Consider the following 15,221-nt stretch of genomic DNA (forward strand, 5'->3'; position numbering starts at 1 on the left):
GGTCAGCATGCTTATCCGGTTTTATCCGAAAAATTTGGTGACAATCTGAATGTAGTTTGGTCGGGACCGGTATTCTTGGATATTATGAATCGCGGAATCGACAAAGGAACAGCATTGCGAAGGTTCCAAGCAGAATGGAACATTTCTCCGTTAGAAACTATGGCTTTTGGCGATTTTTATAACGATGTAGAGTTGTTGAATGCGTCTGCATACAGTTTTATAATGGAAAATGCAGAGCCTGGAATGGCAGCTTATGGGCGGTATCGGGCACCTTCCAATAATGACTGTGGCGTTATACAAGCAATTCGAAGATATGTGTTGCAAGGAGAACCGTTCCCAGCACAGGGGAGCCCTTGGGTTAAATAAAAAAGCGCATGGACTTTTTTAGTCCATGCGCTTTTTTGTTTATTTGCGTCGGAGGAAAAAGATAAGTGCAGCCAATATGGCGGCGACCAAAAAGGCGATGACTCCGTACATGAGCCAGTTGCCAGAAGAAGATTCGGTTTCCGTTTCGATTTGCGAAGACGAAGAACTGGAAGAGCTAGAAAGGTCAGAAGAAGATTCGCTTGCAACCGACGAAGCCTCCGTGCTACTTGCAGTGGCAGCGCTCATCGAAGAAGCATTCTCTTTTTTTACGCTATTTTGGGATGTTTGAACCTTCTCGGAAGACGAGCCGGTAGTTGTGGTACCACCGGGTTGAGGGGAAGACGGTTCGGCGGTAGCATCCGAAGAAGAGGAGACAGAAGAATCAGATGAAGAAGAGGAATCTGCTGTGCTGCCTACAGACAGCTCTACGGTTTGGACATCTACGCCGGGCTTTTCAGAGGAGTGCACTGCGTTGGCCAGTTCCAAGGAATCCTCGACTATGCTGACCGAGGCAGCCGCACCGTTGGTATCTTCTGTTGTAAGAACCACCGAACCGAGCGTTACCGTCCCATCCGTGAATAGGGTGTCCCGGCCTGCTACATACAAATTTAACCTTCCGGTTTGCGCATCGTAGCGATATTCATGAACGGAGCCGGGTAGTGTACCGGCAAAGGAAAATTTGGCACGTGTCTTTTCGGCGTCTCCTCCGGTGAGCTGCACTTGGAAACTCAGGCGAAGAGATGTGACACCGCTATCTACGTTTTGAGGAAGCGTGATTGTCACGCCGGCGCTGTCCTGTCGCGGTGTAAGCGTCACCGTGCTGCTCGCGGCAAAGGCGCCGGTGGGCAGCAGTGCGGTAAACGCGGTTATGCATAGAAAAAGACTGAGAAGAAATCTTTTCATAGTTCACTCCTTGTCAAGATCATTGAATCGTAATGTCTGGCAATTCCGAAGGTACGTGGACCGGCAGGGTGTCACTCACAAGACGCTGGCCCTCATTGGTCATGGCGTTGTCTACACGATACAATTCTGCGCGCACTTGTCCGGGAAGGGCAGAGGGCAGTTGATTCGGTTCAAGCCAGTAGATCCAACGGCCTTCGGTGGTCTCTCCCAGCTCACCCTCATCGGGCACCGGGGCGAGAATGATTTGTTCGCTTAGAATATTTCCATCCGCATCCACATTACCGACTACATTTCCGGCCTCATCGTATACCATTACTACGTTGTAGGCAGGGTTGCCTTTGTAAACACGATGGAACCGGCTGGAATGGCTGCTCCCGTAGATTTGTCGTACACGTAGTCCGAAGTTAGACGACCGATGCCGGGTACGCCATCCTCGGTAGTTCCGATTTCGATGTTGTCACCGGTGGGGCCAAACACATCCAGCTCCGACACAGAGACCGTGCCTCGAGGAGCTTTGACGGTCAGACGAAGTTGTTGTGCATCGTAGGTGCAGACCCAAGGATCTTCTCCATTGGTGAAGAATACTTTGGCGACTCCCTTCTCGAGTTCGAAATTACCGGATGCCACAGCAGTCCATGTCCCATTATGGAGGACCTCCACCTGGTACGATTCAATGGGAGTTCCGTCGGTGACAGTGTAGCGCAGGCCGGTTACGGCCAGCGTTTGATGGAAGTCCAGAGTAATGCTGGCCTCACTTGAGGCACTGCCCGTATAAGTGGTGTCGGTATCGTTGTCCAGAATTCGCTGGATAGAAGATTCTGGCTGAGGTGCACAGGGATCTTCTTCGGTACCAGGAGCTGTGATGCCATCGTCTGCGGATACCATGTTTGTGGTGGCACTCCACAGCGTTTTGTCGTAGTAACCTTCGTGGGAGATCTTCACCGGCTCCAGAACCTTGACGGCCGAGCGGTTCAGATAACGGTCAATGACGGTAATCTCATAAGTAATGGTGCGATTGTTTAGAGTGGTTACGGTGTCGGTATAGGTGTTTTCCGTAGTGAATCCAACAACTTGGCGTTGAGGCTGCCCATTGGAGTAAATGACACGGGCAATTTCATAACCCAAAACTACATCCGGATTGGCGGTATTGGTCAATTGGAAATTCACTTGGTTGGCAGTGTGTGCATCTACTTTCGCAGTTGTTTCGCTGCCGACTACCTCTAGGCCGGTGACGGCTCCGTCAAGAGTCGGATGGTCAAGGGCATAATTCCTTGCGTCGTCATTGATATAGTACACAGCGCGTTCTTCCGCCGGGAATTGAGCCATGTAAGCAGCAGTGCTTTCGTCGGGAGTCATTCCCCAGCGTGTAAAGAACTCCGTCAAATCTTTCTCGGCGGCGGCGCAGGCAAGACGCATAAAGTTTTGCTCTGCATTGCTGCCCAGTTTCAGAGCTATCTCTCCGGGCGCTTGGGCCGGATTGCGCGAATAACTGTCCACACGAGCAAAGAAGCGACTGGAAAGAATCTCTTCATAGCTGTCATATACGGTGTACTCATATCCGGTGTCGTAGGCGAGATGCAACTGCCAATACATCGCCAGTTGAGTAAACACATTGCTGGAGGAGCCAGTGGTGCCGCTGGTGACTTTTTCGTATACATCTTTGTATCCGAAACGTACACCCTCGTAGGACTGAGAAATCTGAGAGAAATAGTTGTTGGTCACTTCTGCTACGGCATAACTGCCTTGGTTGATGTTGTGACCAATCTCATGGGCGATGCCCCATCCGAACCACTGTCCACTGACATACTGTCCTTTTTCGTTCAGGACGATGGGTTCTCCCTGTGCAAGGCCGGGAACGGAACTCCATCCAATGCCGATGTGGTTGCCCGCAGCATACATGAATGCACCTGCAAACATACGGTGATAACGGATGTTCAAATGCTGAGCCGGCAGGCGATTTTTGTCACCTGCGTCTGCGGCGTCGGTCAGTCCTTTGTGCTGGTAGAACACGGTCATCATTTGGTCCATGGCATCCAGAGAATCGCAAAGTTGCTGTGCTTTCTCGTCCAGCGTTCCGGACAAACCGGATAGAATTTGCTGCGCTGAAACAGAATACATCATCTGGTCCAAAACAATATCTGTAGCACCCAAGATGCAGTTCTGTTCATTGTAAGAAAAGTCTACGGCGTCAATACCGCTGCTCTGGTGCAGCTCATTGTGGTTATGCTCCAGTGTTTGCACTTGCTGTTCCAGTTGTTCTACATAGATTCGTGTCCGTTCCAGTCGTTCTTGCGGATCGGTGATTCCGTGGAGATCCAACAGGGAGATGGGGGTTCCGCCGCTAACGCGTACCGAATACATATCCGATGCATTATTGCCAATGTATTGGATGTAAAGTGCACCGCCCTGTTCCGCATCCAGTGAGTGAATTTGCGGAATGGTGATTTCGTTTCGGCCCACATTGAGCGTGATGGGCTTGGATTGATAGTTTGCCACCTCGGCATTGTATTGGGTGGCAATGAATTGAAGATTGGTTTTTGCACCGGTCTTCAAAGAATTATGCCCAACATAAATAACGATTTGTTCGCCAGCGTGTGCTGTTACACCCAGGGGTTGCCAAGCATTTAAACCGGTAAATCCGAGGTGACTGTCTTTAGCCGCTGTAATCGTCGGATCAATGGCGATTGTCTCGCGCAATTGGGAATCCAGAAGTCCTTCTGCGTTTTCCAATTCTTTCAAAAGTGTGTTGTACTCCGGATGAAGTTCGCCGCTGACTGCATCGGGCGTATCCAGACGGGTGCGCAGCGCAGTGATAGTATTCGAATCTACTTCCGGCTTTAAAGTGAGATGCAAATCATCTGCATACAGAGCCATGATATCGTCTTCGAGACTGTCATAACCATAGAAACGTACTTCGGCAATTGTCACATAACTGCCGCCGTATAAATGTCCTACGCACAAACGAAGAGATTGGGTGGTTACGCCACCGGGAATTTTTACATAATAGTATTTGCGTCCGTTTTCACTGGTGCGCTGTCCGATTGTCACACCGTTCACCAACTGCTCTTTTCCGTTCTCATCGGTGAAATATAGGCGCACATGGCCGTAGAAGCCCGCGTCCTCAGGCTAAGCCAGAGCGATAGCGCCGATGTGATAAGACTGATCAAAAGTAAAACGCAGACCACCATTATCCGGATAGGCGGCACCGTCATCCCAGTCGTTGAGCTGATAGAAGGAGGTGTAGTCGTTGTCGGCTACTCCCAAGGCACTGGTAGAGTTGCCCTCATCCAACGGACTGTCCTTCATAAAGCCCACTGTATGAGTAACGCCGGTAATATGAGAAGTTAATTCGCCGGCCTTTTCAGAAGTGTTGATCCACTGATAAGCAGGTAAGATCGGTGGCGTTACATTTGCAGTGGAGGCTGCGGCTACGATGGAGGCATCTCCCTCACCCAAATCGTTTACACCAGTAACATAAACCTGATAACGTACATTGTTTTTCAATCCGCTGATGGTGTAATGGTTGGTTTTAATTCCACGAATGCAGGTGTATTCGCCGGTTTCAGCCTCACGATAATATAGATTGTAAGTATCCGTGTCGTCCATGGCTTTCCAACTGGCTTCGATTCGCTGGAATTTGCCATTCAAGGTCAGGTAATCCGGCGCGGCTGGTTTTTTAGTTGCTACAGGGCGGGCAATGACAACCTCGCCGTAGCCACTGCGCCACTCGCCATTAAGAGACTGCACTTGTACGGAATATTCAGTTTGATTGATAAGCTTTTCTCCGGCAAAACGATCAATTTTCAAATAATTTACGGCAGTCTTGTAAGTCTCTTGCATGCCGCCGTACTGGACCAAAACCTCGTAGCCGGTCACATTCACGGCATTGTCCCAAGAAACGGTAAATTCACGATGCCCGTTTTCCACTTGTACGTTGGCGGGAATATCCATTTGAGGAGCAGGAATGCGATTTTCCATATCATTCAGGAATTCCACTTTGGAAATCTCAGCAAGATTTCCACTGCCGGAGGTGGCAGTAATACGCAGAGAAACTTTTTTAACGGCAATTTGACCACCAAAATCAACTACCAAAGTACCGTCGGGTTGTTGTTGCACATGACCAAGACGCGCCAAGGAGGCAGCGGTATTCACTTGGATGTCCATGGAGCGCTCTACTCCATCCGCGTCCTCATAAACCACGTGAACAGTAGCCTGAGTGACGGTGCTGTCCGTACCGAGAGGGGACTGAATGCTCATGCCTTCCATCGTTACGGGAGATTGTCCCTCGCCTGAAAAATCAAAATCCAGAACAGCGGGAGTACCTTCGGTAATCGTACCCGACGTATTTCCCAAAAGAATGCTGCCGGTGCCCTGGAATACGTTATTTACATCGCCCTGTACGCTGGTTTGCTCGCCTGCCGAGGTTTGAGTGAGTTCGGCGGGTAGACGAGTGGAAAGGAATGCCTGTCCACCAATTCCAGTGTTGTAGCTTCCGGCGAACAATTGGAGGTCTAAAAGATCTACAACGCCATCTCCATTCAAATCACAAGAGGCATCGATGGAGTTGTTTTCCATCGCATCGATCAAAGAGGAAAGATCCGCTCCATCGATGGCTCCATTTCCGTTTACATCGCCGATTAAAAGTACACCGGGTCGTTTGTTGCTTTGAAATCCAGAAATTTGATCGGTATACAGTTGCATTTCGTATACAAGACCATTCACATCAAAGCTTTGAGAGTAAGAAGCAAAGCCTGGGGCGCGCAAAGTGACGGTGTAAGTGCCCTTTTCAAGCCCTGTCAGATTTAGCTTTCCAACGGGCAGAGTATTGGCACTGGCCGCGGGAAGAATCAAGTTGCCGCTGCTTGCGCTGGGGCCATCCAGTGTAACTTGAAAAGTAGTATCTTTCTGCAGGGGAAGAGCGGCAATTACAGAAATTTCTAAGGATCCCAAAGGTGTGACAGCATCTTTTTCAGGTTCCAATTCACGCTCTTCAACATCTGTTTGCAAAAGTTCTTCCGTATCATGCAATGGGATCGAAGAAGACGAATCCTCTGGAATGCTGGAGTCTTCTGTGTCTTCCACCGGTATCTCTTCCGGCTTGGAGATTTCTTCGGTGAGAGCGTCATCTGGCACCGAACTGTCATCAATGACATCGTCCGGCTGCTCTGTTTCGGTTACGCTCTCTGCCGCGGGAGGCGCCGAGGTCTCATCCGCCCAAGCACGAGGCGTTTGGGCGGCAAGTGAGAACACTAGGCAAAAGCTCAGTAGGTAAGCGGTTGCTCTTTTCAATGTTGCACGTCCTTTCCGAATGATGCGCCCGGGCAAAGAAAAAGCCGGAAAACAAATTTTGTTTTCCGGCGACTGATTTTTTTCAAAACCCACTCTGGCGCCAAATACCAATTGGTATTTCGTGGACTTAAGTATAACGGCGGTACGCCGAAAATACAAGCGGAAAGAACTGGATTTCAATATTTTCAGTAATTACACCAAATAAGTATAATTTTATTTAAAATTTTCCACTATTCTGTCAAGGGGTTGTATACATCTCAAAATGTATAATTTTATGAAAAATGCAATTTACTGCTTTTAAAGAGATATGATCAACATACGCAAAATTGTCCGAAAAAGCATAAGACGGTAGAGGGATTTAAGCGAAACGCACAGAATCCAAAAACAAGGTTTTAATTTGCTGTTAAAATTCACGAAATGATAAAATATACATTGTATACGCTTGACTTTGCATAAATATGCGAATATAATGAGAGCACAACAAACGAAAAGGAGCCGCTAACAACAGGCGGCGTTGTTTTGAGGAGAGGGAGTTTAAAGATGAAAAAAATTGCAGCTTTGTTAATGGGACTGACCATGGCGTTGAGCCTGGCGGCATGCGGGGGAGAACCCACCGTGAACAGCGATGTTTCTTTGGGAACCGAAGCTAGTTCCGCAGTGTCTAGTTCTACCGCGGATTCTACATCTGCGGCCCAGGGAAATGTAGCCGATCATACAGTCGAGGCGATTCAGGAGCGTGGAAAACTCATTGTGGCTACAGAGAGCCAGTATGCGCCGTTCGAATTTAAAGATGTAGAAGGCAACATTGTTGGTTTGGATCCGTCCATCATGCAGGCCCTTGCCGATGACTTGGGCGTAGAGCTGGAAATCATGGACATTGCCTTTGACGGAGTGGTTCCGGCAGTTCAATCTGGCGCAGCAGACATTGCGCTTGCGGGTCTTTCTGCAACGGAAGATCGTAAACAGAGCATTGATTTCAGCGATTTGTATTATGAGGGCGGTCAAGTTCTGTTGGTGCCGCAGGGAATGGAAGATGCGTATACTCAGATTTCTGATTTAGATGGAAAAACCATTTCCACTCAGAAGGGTACGATTCAGCAGACATTGCTGGAAGAGCAGTTCCCCAATGCGACTGCAAACTTGCTGCCGCAGTTCCCGGCCGCTGTAATGGAACTGGTTGCAGGAAACTGTGATGCGGTGATGATCGATGCGGTCAGTGCAGAGCAGTATGTGAAAAACTACGAGGGCATTGGTATCAGCAGTCTGTCCATCGAGGCGGATGAGAGCGGATTCTGCGCAGGCATCATGAAAGGCAACACCAGCCTGCAGGAGTATCTGAACGAGAAGATTGCTGAGTACAAAGAGAATGGAAAAATTTCGGAGTGGTATGTGGAAGCCACAGAGAAAGCTTCGGAATTGGGCATTGAGTAAAAACGGCTGAACCCGCATCCGGCGGAACGTAAAAATCGTTCCGCCGGAATGTTTTGTCTATTGATAAAAGGAGGAAACTATGAGCAGCATTTTCTCATTTGAGACCATGTGGAAAATATGGCTCAAATATTCAAGCTTTTATTGGGACGGCGTAAAAAATACACTTCTTGTTTCATTTTTTGCGGTGTTGATGGGTGTGTGTCTGGGCCTGCTGGTAGCAGGAGGCCGGATGTGGAAACCATTAACTACTGACGGTGACCTGAAGAAAGCGATCAAAGGAATCGTGCGCTTTTTGTGCACGACTTATGTAGAGGTGCTGCGTGCCACGCCGTTGATGGTACAAGTGATGATCATTTACTTTGGCGCTTCGGCTGCGGGACTGAAGTTTTCAGATACCAATTTTACGATCCTTTTCTGGGGCTTGATTTCTGTGAGCCTAAACTCTGGTGCCTACTTGAGCGAAGTGATTCGTAGCGGAATCGGCGCAGTAGAGGGAGGCCAGTTGGAGGCAGCGCGTGCAATTGGTTTGACGCAAGGTCAGGCTATGCGCTATGTGATTTTGCCACAAGCGGTCCGCAATATTTTGCCGGCTTTGGCCAACGAATTTGTCACCATGATCAAAGAAACCAGCGTTTTGAATATGATTGGTTTGCATGAGATCATGTTCCGCGCGGGTGATGTGCGCGCTGCTACATATCGCAGCTTGGAGTGTTATGTAATCGCTGCAATTTTGTATTTCATCATTGTGTTCCCGCTGTCCAAATTGGTGGCCGCATTTGAGAGGAGGATGAGCAAGAGTGTCACAAGATAAGCTCATTGAGGTCAAAGGCCTTGAAAAAACATTCAAACATTTGCAAGTGCTCAAAGGAATCTCTATTGACATCTGCAAAGGGGATGTACTTGCGGTCATCGGTCCGTCCGGGTCTGGTAAGTCTACATTTTTGCGCTGCCTAAATCTTTTAGAAGTGCCGACCGGTGGTCAGATTATTTTCGAAGGTGTTGACATTACTTCGAAACAGACGGACATCAATAAGATGCGTCAAAAAATCGGAATGGTGTTTCAGAATTTTAACTTGTTCAATAACATGACGGTGTTGGACAATATCACATTGGGACCCATAAAAATCAAAGGTACGCCGAAGGCGGAAGCCGAAAAGAACGCTTTGGAGCTATTGTCCCGAGTAGGGCTGGCGGATCGTGCCAACGCTTATCCCATTCAGCTTTCAGGTGGGCAGAAACAGCGTGTGGCAATTGTGCGTTGCCTTGCTATGCAGCCGGATGTGATGCTGTTTGACGAGCCCACAAGTGCGCTGGATCCGGAGATGGTTCATGAGGTGCTGGATGTCATTCAAAAGCTTGCTCAGGATGGAATGACGATGGCGATTGTGACGCATGAGATGGCCTTTGCAAGGGAAGTGGCAAGCCGGGTAATCTTTATTGACGAGGGTGTAATCATGGAAGATGCCGCACCCGCCGAATTTTTTGCAAATCCCAAAAATCCGCGACTCAAGGATTTTCTCAGCAAAGTTCTGTGAGGCGCATCAGGGCGGCTTTGTGTGCTTTTTTGTGCGCAAAGCCGCCCTTGCCATTGGGAGCGGAGAGTGACAAAGTCACTTGACGAAGAGCCGCTCGGACTGGTATCATGCAAAAAAGAATTTTTTTCAGGAGGTTTTCCATGAAGCAGATGAAAAGGATTCTGGCGTTGGCCCTGTTTGCTGTAGTATTGGCAGGGTGTACAGGACAGCCAAGCAGCTCATCCTCTTCGGTTACAGTTCAGAGCGTACCGTCTGGAGATTCTTCCTCTGAGGCGGAGGCACAGCCAGAGGGCTATCAGGTAGACCCTGATTACGATGGGCAAGATATACCGGTAGATTTCAGCAATCTTTCGGCCAAAGATATGGAAGGCAATGCTCTGGATGCATCCATCTTTTCAGATTATCAACTAACGGTAATCAATGTGTGGGCCACCTATTGTAGTCCTTGTCTCAAAGAGATGCCGGACTTAGGAGAATTGTCCGAAGAATATGCGGACCAGGGAGTCCAGATCATTGGGATTGTAGGCGACGTGATTAACTCTGACGGGACAATCAGCGACAGTCAAATGGAGAAGGCGGCTCAAATTATTGAGCAAACGGGAGCGAATTATTTGCATATTCCTATGGATTTGGAGTTGTATCTAAGCGATTTGGGAGTAAATCTGTATGCCTTTCCCACTACGTATTTTGTGGACAGCGAAGGCAAACCCGTGGGAAATGGCATTGTGGGAATGATTCCCTCAAAAGAAGCGTGGCAGGCGTACATTGATGCCCATTTGGATGCGGTAGAACAGGCGGCGAAAGCATGACAGAGCAAAAGAAGCGTTATTTGGCGATTGCCATTTTGGTCGTTGCCGTAGGGATGATGGCCGTCGGCATTCTGCGGGGCGAGGCTCAGCAGGTTTGGATGAAGGCGAGCAATATATGTATGGAGTGCATTGGACTTGGGTAACTGGCTGAAAAAACAAAAAAGAAATTTTCGTCTTTGGATTCAGCTCGCATTTGCGGCGCTGACCAATGGATATGTGACAGGATTTTTAAAGGGGAAAATTTATTCAGGTCCGTTGAAACAACTTTGTGTGCCGGGCCTGAACTGTTATTCCTGTCCAGGTGCAGTAGGCGCGTGCCCCATTGGCGCTTTGCAGGCGGTTTTGGGTAGTTCCAGTTTCCACATGTCTTTGTATGTGTTTGGTTTTTTGGCTTTTGTGGGCACATTGGCTGGTCGTTTTGTGTGCGGCTGGCTGTGCCCTTTTGGACTTGTGCAGGATTTGTTGTATAAAATTCCATTTCCTCGAAAACTGCGCCGTTTGCCTGGAGAAAGAGTTTTGAAATACCTTCGTTATATTCTTTTGGTAGTGTTTGTAATTCTTCTTCCACTTGTGGTGGTGGATTTTATCGGTCAGGGAAAGCCTTGGTTTTGCAGTTACGTTTGCCCAAGCGGCACTTTGTTGGGCGGTATCCCCTTGGTTGCACTGAATGAGGGACTACGCCGCTCTTTGGGGTGGCTGTATGCTTGGAAAATGGCTCTTTTGATTTTGGTGGTCGTTTTATCTGTTCTCATCAGCCGGCCTTTTTGTCGTTATGCTTGCCCTCTGGGTGCTGTGTACGGCTTATTCAATCCAATTGCGCTGTATCGTTTGCGGCTGGATAAGGATAAATGTACCCAATGTAGAGCCTGTCAGGCCGCGTGTAAGCTGGATATCCCGGTGTGGAAAACGCCGAATTCGACACAGTGCATCCGCTGTGGTGAATGTCTGAAGGTATGTCCGACAGGAGCACTAAGCACTCGCTTTTCTCTTAAAAAACCAACTGAACAGAAAAAAGCCCGCTGAAAAGCGGGCTTTTTGATTATGAGTGCTCTTTTTCATAATAGTGAATCAGAGTTTGTGTTCCGTCGTTTTCCATTCCTTCTGCTGCAAGCTTGGTATACATATCCCTTACAAGTTGCAGAACAGGAAGCGATAGTTCGTGTTCATCTGCTTGCTCAAGAGCGATGTTGCAGTCCTTAATGTAATGCTTTACGTAAAAGCCGGGAGCAAAATCGCCTTTCAACATTCGAGGCGCATTGTTGCTCATCTGCCAAGAGCCAGCCGCTCCTTGGCTTATACTGTCTAACATGGTCTGTACATCCAGACCGGTCGCTCGGGCATAGCTGATGGCTTCACATACACCGGCAATAGCGCCACCCAAAGCAATTTGATTGGCCGCTTTTGTGTGCTGACCGCTTCCAGCCGGTCCTTCATATACAATGTTTTTTCCCATAGCTTCGAACAAAGGGATACAAGCTTCACAGTCTGCCTGATCGCCACCCATCATAATGGATAAAGTAGCGTTTTTGGCACCCGTATCTCCGCCAGACACCGGAGCGTCTATCGCATGCAGTCCTCGCTGAATCGCGGCAGCGTAAATCTCCACAGATAATTGAGGACTGGTGGTAGTCATGTCAATAAGAAAGGTTCCTTGGTCCGCATTTTCTAAAATGCCACCCGCGCCAAAATATACTTCTCGCACATCTTGCGGGAACCCCACAATGGTGATAATGGCATCTCGGCCGCGAGCACATTCTGAAAGAGTTTCACACCAGTGTGCACCTTTTTCTAATACAGGACGCGCTTTTTCAGGCCGTCGCGCCCAGACAGATACTTCAAATCCCGCTTTTAGCAGGTTCTGCGCCATGGCGCTTCCCATAACGCCAAGTCCGATAAATCCGATTTTTTTCAAGGGCTGCCTCCTTTTCAGAGCTGATCCAGCAATTCCTTCCGCTTGGCTTCATATTCTTCCTGCGTGATCAGTCCCTGTTGGTACAGGGCATGTACCTCTTCCAATCGTTGTGCTGCAGAACGATCGGTATCGTCCATGATCACTTCATGAGTTGAGATGCCTTTTTTAGAAAACAGATTGATTCCGTGCATCACGCAGATTGCGGCGGCAACACCTGTCCATAACAAACCGAAAACCCCGGCAGATGGGATGACCACCACAATGCCGATGAAAACAAACGCAAGACCTACGATAAATCCCATAGCAGATGGGGCTTTTCCCGGTTTGACCGAAAGCCTACGGCGCATAAACATCCCTCCTAGTGCCTTCAGTATACCGCATTTCATTGAAAAAGAAAAGTCACAGCAAACTTAAAGTCATCCAAAGAAATAGCAAGATATAAAGCACAAGACTCATTCGAGATGTACGTGTGAAAGTACAGGTTTCTTGTCCTTTGTCGACAGCGCGTCTGGCAGTTCGTTGCTGGCTGAATAACAGCAATCCGCCGCAGGCTTGCTGGCCGAAAAGGGATAGGAGAAATGGTCCAATATTCAAGGTCTGTGGATCAGAGAGGATACAAAGTGTCACACCCCATATAGCACCTGTTAGTAGCATTAAAATTCCTAAGAGAGTACTCCACCTTAACATGCGGGCCAAAATTTGATCTCGAGAATTGGGTAGATAGATTTGTTCACCGTATTTTGTTTGGATGATTAGAAACGAGCCGCATAAGTTTATCACATATACGAGCACCAGCCAAGGTACACAGAACGGTATAAAAAATAGGATGATTCCGAATATGGACATCAATAATCCAGTGGAGGCCAAAGCTGCATGTAATAAAGCGACCATGTGATGAAGAGATGGAAAATCATAAGCCGCATTTGCGTCATAACCTGCCAGGAGCGAGTAGTCATGATGTCTTACCATATAGGAGAGAATAGGATAGATGGTTACTTGACAGAGAAATAAGAATCCATTGTAAAATCCGCAAGTGGGAGAATGGAGTATTGCGGATAAAATTCCCAGAGCCAGACAAAGAATGGTCATAGCCCAAAAACAAAAAGTAGAAGCACGAATCAATGCGGAGCATTGATCGTCTGAATGTGCATTCCCCAATAAAAGCTCTTCCGAAGACAGATCAAGTGCAGTGCAAATTTTGCGCAGCGTTTCTAAGTCGGGTTGTGTGCGACCTTTTTCCCAACTGCTAATGGTCTGTCGGGTTACGTATAACTGTGCGGCCAGTTGTTCCTGAGTCATGCCTTTGGTCTGACGGGCACTGCGTAAAATCTGTGCCAAGGGTTTTGCCATAAAAGCCCCTCCTTTTTCTGGCTGCATCATAACACGTTTTGACTCAAAAAGAAAGAAATAGACGCGCAACGGTTTGTTGCGCGTCTATTTTTATGTGCCCATCAGATAGTTCGAACCATGCTGGGATAAATTTCAGCCAATCGATCATCGGGGTAGTACCGATCCATCATTTCCTGCCAGGCCGTTGTAGCAGGAATGCCTTCGTATCTCTGGGATTGCCGCAGTACGGCTGCGCCGCTGACCAAAGAGTTCGCGAGCATAAAAACAACCAAAATCCAGGTCAAAGTAACGCCGTAAACCTTCGAAACGCGACGCTCGATAAATCCATTCAGACGAGGATAAATCTCTTTGATCCATACCAGTGCAAGCGCTCCCCAAAACAAACAGTACAGAAGGTTGATTCGTCCGTTCAGATTGAAAGGATAACCGGAATAATCCCAGCTAACGGTGCCAAGAATCGTTTCCTGAAGCCAACTGCAAAAGTATTCAAACGCGCCACCAAGCACCGAACCACCCACAAAAATCCAGCGATCACTCTTGCCGATAAAGGGGCGAAGACAAAGAGTCAACAGAACCGCGCCAATGCCATAGATCAGGTTAAATGGTCCCCACACAAGACCAGTGCGCTGGCTCAAATGACCAGATGCAACCCAGCAGAAAATGGTTTCAATCACCACTCCCAGAAAACAACAGATAAAAAACATCCAAAAAAGTTTATAAAAATTTAGCCCGTGAGCAAAATGACCGGGAACTCCGGCTAAGTCCCGAGCAATTTCGGCATCGTGGCGCTCTTCTCGTTGCAGCGCACGTTGTTCCTGCACATCGAGCTTTTCAAGTTTTCGCTGCAGGCGTTTACGCTTTTCATCGTATCGCTGTTTTGTTGTCATGGGCATCTCCTCATTTTATAAACGGTTTTGTTCGAATAAATTGTATACTATTTTGATGAAACGGCATAGCAACAAATCGACTTTATTGTCACAAACAAGCCGCATCCGCCGAATAAACCACTTTGCCATCGACGATGGTGATCCATGCTTCGCCTCCAATAGAGTGCAAAGGGTTGGCAGTCCAGATTACGATATCGGCGTCCTTTCCGGGTTCCAGACTTCCCACTCTATCGCTGACACCGAGCTCTGTGGCAGGCGGAATTGTGATCGCACGCCAAGCCTCTTCTTCCGGCAGTCCGGCATTGCATGCGAGGCCGGCACACAGGGGTAAGTGCTGAAGAGGAATCACAGGTGCGTCGGTGATGATGCTCACACTGACTCCGGCATTGTGTAGGATCCCGGGCGTTTCAAAGCTTTTATTGGACAGTTCAATTTTGCTTTTCCCACCTAGCGATGGACCTACAAAAGCAGGCAGACCTTCTTCAGCCAGTTCTTCGGCAATGAGGGCTCCATCGGTACAATGATCCAGCGTAATCTTGAGATTGAATTCACGTGCAATCCGAATAGCTGTGAGAATATCGTCGGCCCGGTGCGCATGTGCCTTGAGAGGAATTTCTCCGTTGAGGACAGGGATCATGGCTTCCAGCTTCATGTCAAAGGCGGGGTCTTTTCCAGCCTCTTTGTGGTCACGATAACGTTTGGCTTTGAATAAAAGTTCCCGGAGAAGTGCGGCTGTTGC

At 48.3% G+C, this 15,221-nt stretch carries 16 protein-coding genes; 7 read left to right on the top strand and 9 right to left on the bottom strand.

The features are described 5' to 3' along the window. Positions 1–366 (top strand): HAD family hydrolase (locus tag AB5H98_RS09490; protein WP_367925673.1); only part of this gene is annotated, 366 nt, incomplete at its 5' end. Between the two features lie 39 nt (positions 367–405). Here AB5H98_RS09490 and AB5H98_RS09495 read toward each other — a convergent pair. Genes AB5H98_RS09495 through AB5H98_RS09510 form a run of 4 tightly spaced genes read right to left on the bottom strand, consistent with a single transcriptional unit; the run spans position 406 to position 6,558 of the window. Next, positions 406–1,269, bottom strand: a complete 864-nt coding sequence (locus AB5H98_RS09495) for a hypothetical protein (protein WP_367925674.1) — start codon at positions 1,267–1,269, stop codon at positions 406–408. Between the two features lie 19 nt (positions 1,270–1,288). Next, positions 1,289–1,582, bottom strand: a complete 294-nt coding sequence (locus AB5H98_RS09500) for a hypothetical protein (RefSeq protein WP_367925675.1) — start codon at positions 1,580–1,582, stop codon at positions 1,289–1,291. Positions 1,583–1,584: 2 nt separating this feature from the next. Further along, entirely contained in the window at positions 1,585–4,368 is a 2,784-nt protein-coding gene (locus AB5H98_RS09505) for a M60 family metallopeptidase (protein ID WP_367925676.1), read from the bottom strand. 27 nt (positions 4,369–4,395) lie between these two features. After that, positions 4,396–6,558 (bottom strand): dockerin type I domain-containing protein, encoded by a 2,163-nt coding sequence (locus tag AB5H98_RS09510; RefSeq protein WP_367925677.1) that lies wholly within the window; start codon positions 6,556–6,558, stop codon positions 4,396–4,398. A gap of 540 nt (positions 6,559–7,098) precedes the next feature. Here AB5H98_RS09510 and AB5H98_RS09515 point away from each other — a divergent pair. The 6 genes from AB5H98_RS09515 to AB5H98_RS09540 all read left to right on the top strand — a co-directional run bounded on the left by AB5H98_RS09515 (position 7,099) and on the right by AB5H98_RS09540 (position 11,356). After that, complete coding sequence (locus AB5H98_RS09515) at positions 7,099–7,989, top strand: transporter substrate-binding domain-containing protein (RefSeq protein ID WP_367925678.1); 891 nt, start codon at positions 7,099–7,101, stop codon at positions 7,987–7,989. A 79-nt stretch (positions 7,990–8,068) separates the two neighbouring features. Continuing rightward, positions 8,069–8,800, top strand: a complete 732-nt coding sequence (locus tag AB5H98_RS09520) for an amino acid ABC transporter permease (protein ID WP_367925679.1) — start codon at positions 8,069–8,071, stop codon at positions 8,798–8,800. Further along, entirely contained in the window at positions 8,787–9,524 is a 738-nt protein-coding gene (locus AB5H98_RS09525) for an amino acid ABC transporter ATP-binding protein (RefSeq protein ID WP_367925680.1), read from the top strand. The genes AB5H98_RS09520 and AB5H98_RS09525 overlap by 14 nt, the downstream gene beginning before the upstream one ends. Positions 9,525–9,664: 140 nt before the next feature. Further along, positions 9,665–10,333 carry a TlpA family protein disulfide reductase gene (locus AB5H98_RS09530; RefSeq protein ID WP_367925681.1) on the top strand — a complete coding sequence of 223 codons (669 nt, stop codon included), beginning with the start codon at positions 9,665–9,667 and terminating at the stop codon, positions 10,331–10,333. Continuing rightward, positions 10,330–10,476 (top strand): CD1871A family CXXC motif-containing protein, encoded by a 147-nt coding sequence (locus AB5H98_RS09535; protein WP_367925682.1) that lies wholly within the window; start codon positions 10,330–10,332, stop codon positions 10,474–10,476. The genes AB5H98_RS09530 and AB5H98_RS09535 overlap by 4 nt, the downstream gene beginning before the upstream one ends. Continuing rightward, positions 10,469–11,356: a 4Fe-4S binding protein gene (locus tag AB5H98_RS09540; protein ID WP_367925683.1), complete on the top strand. Its 888-nt coding sequence runs from the start codon at positions 10,469–10,471 to the stop codon at positions 11,354–11,356. Before AB5H98_RS09535 ends, AB5H98_RS09540 begins: the two co-directional genes overlap by 8 nt. A gap of 16 nt (positions 11,357–11,372) precedes the next feature. Here AB5H98_RS09540 and AB5H98_RS09545 read toward each other — a convergent pair whose 3' ends face one another. The 5 genes from AB5H98_RS09545 to AB5H98_RS09565 all read right to left on the bottom strand — a co-directional run. Next, positions 11,373–12,245, bottom strand: a complete 873-nt coding sequence (locus AB5H98_RS09545) for an NAD(P)-dependent oxidoreductase (protein WP_367925684.1) — start codon at positions 12,243–12,245, stop codon at positions 11,373–11,375. A gap of 14 nt (positions 12,246–12,259) precedes the next feature. After that, on the bottom strand, positions 12,260–12,592 hold the full coding sequence (locus AB5H98_RS09550) for an SHOCT domain-containing protein (protein ID WP_367925685.1): 333 nt from the start codon (positions 12,590–12,592) through the stop codon (positions 12,260–12,262). Between the two features lie 52 nt (positions 12,593–12,644). Further along, positions 12,645–13,595 (bottom strand): helix-turn-helix transcriptional regulator, encoded by a 951-nt coding sequence (locus tag AB5H98_RS09555; protein ID WP_367925686.1) that lies wholly within the window; start codon positions 13,593–13,595, stop codon positions 12,645–12,647. A gap of 101 nt (positions 13,596–13,696) precedes the next feature. Beyond that, the gene (locus AB5H98_RS09560; RefSeq protein WP_367925687.1) at positions 13,697–14,482 is read right to left on the bottom strand and encodes a hypothetical protein; all 786 of its coding nucleotides are present in this window, start codon (positions 14,480–14,482) and stop codon (positions 13,697–13,699) included. Positions 14,483–14,570: 88 nt separating this feature from the next. Further along, the coding region (locus tag AB5H98_RS09565; protein WP_367925688.1) for an amidohydrolase family protein at positions 14,571–15,221 on the bottom strand (651 nt) is incomplete at its 5' end.

This window comes from uncultured Ruthenibacterium sp. (assembly GCF_963558415.1).
Classification (GTDB): Bacteria; Bacillota; Clostridia; order Oscillospirales; family Ruminococcaceae; genus Ruthenibacterium.

Excerpts from the sequence above, each read along its gene's own strand:
- AB5H98_RS09495 (WP_367925674.1), bottom strand. The coding sequence starts at position 1,269 with ATGAAAAGATTTCTTCTCAGTCTTTTTCTATGCATAACCGCGTTTACC.
- AB5H98_RS09500 (WP_367925675.1), bottom strand. The coding sequence starts at position 1,582 with ATGGTATACGATGAGGCCGGAAATGTAGTCGGTAATGTGGATGCGGAT.
- AB5H98_RS09555 (WP_367925686.1), bottom strand. The coding sequence starts at position 13,595 with ATGGCAAAACCCTTGGCACAGATTTTACGCAGTGCCCGTCAGACCAAA.
- AB5H98_RS09530 (WP_367925681.1), top strand. The coding sequence starts at position 9,665 with ATGAAGCAGATGAAAAGGATTCTGGCGTTGGCCCTGTTTGCTGTAGTA.
- AB5H98_RS09560 (WP_367925687.1), bottom strand. The coding sequence starts at position 14,482 with ATGACAACAAAACAGCGATACGATGAAAAGCGTAAACGCCTGCAGCGA.
- AB5H98_RS09535 (WP_367925682.1), top strand. The coding sequence starts at position 10,330 with ATGACAGAGCAAAAGAAGCGTTATTTGGCGATTGCCATTTTGGTCGTT.
- AB5H98_RS09520 (WP_367925679.1), top strand. The coding sequence starts at position 8,069 with ATGAGCAGCATTTTCTCATTTGAGACCATGTGGAAAATATGGCTCAAA.
- AB5H98_RS09550 (WP_367925685.1), bottom strand. The coding sequence starts at position 12,592 with ATGCGCCGTAGGCTTTCGGTCAAACCGGGAAAAGCCCCATCTGCTATG.
- AB5H98_RS09515 (WP_367925678.1), top strand. The coding sequence starts at position 7,099 with ATGAAAAAAATTGCAGCTTTGTTAATGGGACTGACCATGGCGTTGAGC.